The sequence below is a fragment of the Streptomyces bohaiensis genome, from assembly GCF_012033785.1.
GTDB lineage: Bacteria > Actinomycetota > Actinomycetes > Streptomycetales > Streptomycetaceae > Streptomyces > Streptomyces bohaiensis.
The window spans coordinates 1-2,013 of record NZ_JAAVJC010000466.1 but is presented as its reverse complement, the minus strand read 5'-3'; the positions used below and the strand labels follow the sequence as shown (position 1 = coordinate 2,013).

Sequence of the window (2,013 nt, the reverse complement as noted above, 5' to 3'; positions counted from 1 at the left end):
CCGCGGTGGTGTCCACGACCGTGGCGACCGGGCCCACCGCCGCCGTCGCCGCGCTCCCCGCCACCGCGCCCCGCGGGCGGCGCCCCGGCGATGGCGAGGATGCGCCGCCCCGCCAGCCCCGTCGCCAGCAGACCGAGACCGTCGAAGAGCAGGGCGAGCGAGAGGAAGGTGCCCAGCACGTACCACGTCGCGGCGGGCCACTCCAGCAGCACCATCAGCCCCAGCACCAGCCCGAAGGCGCCCTGCACCACGGTCCACATGGTCTCGGGTCCGCGCACCACCAGCCCGCCGACGAACCGGAAGACGCCACCGGTGAGCAGCAGCAGGGCGACGAAGAGGCTCAGCCCGGCGGCGTCCACCTCGGGGTGCCGGACGAGGATCACCCCGGCGGCCAGGTTGAGGGCGGCGGCGATCAGCCCGACCCACACGACGTCCGACCCCCGGGAGAGGACGGCGTGCAGCAGCCCCACCACCCCGCCGACCAGCAGCAGCCAGCCGAACAGCACCATCGACCCCAGGGTCGCGACACCGGTGTACACCAGACCCACCAGTCCCGCCGCGACCAGCACCGCGCCGAGGGCGGCGAACCGGCCGAGGCTGCGGTGCAGGTCCCGGCCGGGGTCCTGCGGGGTGTGCGACTCCTTGTGGCGCATGGCGGCACCTCCTCGCACGCCAGGTTCCTCCGTTCCGTCCCGCAGCGCCGCTGTTCCTAGGCCATCCGGGCGCCGGGTTCCGGACACCGGCGGCCACGACCTACGATCGCCCGTCATGGAACCTGCCGTGCTCCTCGGCGTCGTGGACGGTGTCGCGACGGTGACCCTGCGCAACCCCGCCAAGCGGAACGCGCTGACCCCCGACATGTGGCGGGAGTTGGCCGCGACCGTCACCGGGCTCGCCGCCCGGCCCGACGTACGGACGCTGGTGCTCACCGGGTACGGCGGCACCTTCAGCGCGGGCGCGGAGATCAGCGGCCTGCGGGCGGGGACCGCACCTCGGGAGCTGGCCTCCGCCGCGGAGGAGGCGCTGGCCGCCTTCCCGGGCCCGACCCTCGCCGCGATCCGGGGCCACTGCGTGGGCGGCGGCTGCCAGCTCGCCGTCGCCTGCGATCTGCGCTTCGCCGCGGAGGACGCCGTGCTGGGCGTCACACCCGCCCGGCTCGGCCTCGTCTACCCGGCGGGTGCCACCGCCCGGCTCGCCCGGTTGGTCGGCCCGGCGACGGCCAAGTACCTCCTGTTCTCGGCCGAACTGATCGACGCCCCACGGGCGCTGGCGTACGGACTGGTGAACGAGGTGCACCCCACCGCAGGGCTGGACGAGCGCGTGGCGGGGTTCACCGCGACGCTGGCGGCGCGCTCGCGCCTCACCCAGCAGGCAGCCAAGGAGTTCGTCGACCGCGGCCCGGCGGGCGCCCACACGGCGCGCTGGTCACGGCCCGACGGTGCGGAACGCGAGTTGGCGGAGGGGGTGGCCGCCTTCCTGGAGCGGCGGGCCCCCCGCTTCGACTGGCCCGCCCGACCGGGTCGCGGGGCCGTCGGACGGTCGGGCGACGGCCCCGCATGACGGCCGACGGAAGCACCGCCCGGCCCCTCCCGCGGACTACCCCCGGTATATACCGCTCGGTAATGTGAAGAGCATGACCTCCCCGCCTTCCCGCGCCGGCAGGCGCTGTCACGCCGCTCTCAACCCCCTCCACTCGCTGCTGTACTTCTCCCCGGAGCTGCCGCGGGAGATGGCCGCGCTCGGCATCGGCGAGCAGACCGCCGCCTACCTCGCCACCCGCGCCGCCCCGCTGGGCCCGGTCGGCGCGGGCGGCGTCACCGCCGCCTTCTACTCCTTCCGACCCGGCCTCGTCGCCCGCCATCTGCCCGGTGTCTGGGAGCGGGCACGCCCGGACGCCGTGCTCGACGCACGGCTGCGCGCCGCCGACGGCGTCCTGCGCCGGCTGCTCGGCGACCGCGTGGTGGAGTCCCCGCAGATGGCGGAGGCGGCCGAGCTGGCGCTGCGCGCCGCGGC

At 76.1% G+C, this 2,013-nt stretch carries 3 protein-coding genes; 2 read left to right on the top strand and 1 reads right to left on the bottom strand.

Annotated elements, in window-relative coordinates; all coding sequences use genetic code 11:
- On the bottom strand, positions 1-653 hold a 653-nt coding region (locus tag HCN52_RS23985; protein WP_168090515.1), incomplete at its 3' end, for a DUF308 domain-containing protein.
- Between the two features lie 115 nt (positions 654-768).
- Here HCN52_RS23985 and HCN52_RS23980 point away from each other — a divergent pair.
- Both HCN52_RS23980 and HCN52_RS23975 read left to right on the top strand, forming a co-directional pair.
- Entirely contained in the window at positions 769-1,560 is a 792-nt protein-coding gene (locus HCN52_RS23980; protein WP_168090514.1) for an enoyl-CoA hydratase/isomerase family protein, read from the top strand.
- 73 nt (positions 1,561-1,633) lie between these two features.
- A partial coding sequence (locus HCN52_RS23975) for an SCO6745 family protein (RefSeq protein WP_446696978.1) occupies positions 1,634-2,013 on the top strand: 380 nt, incomplete at its 3' end.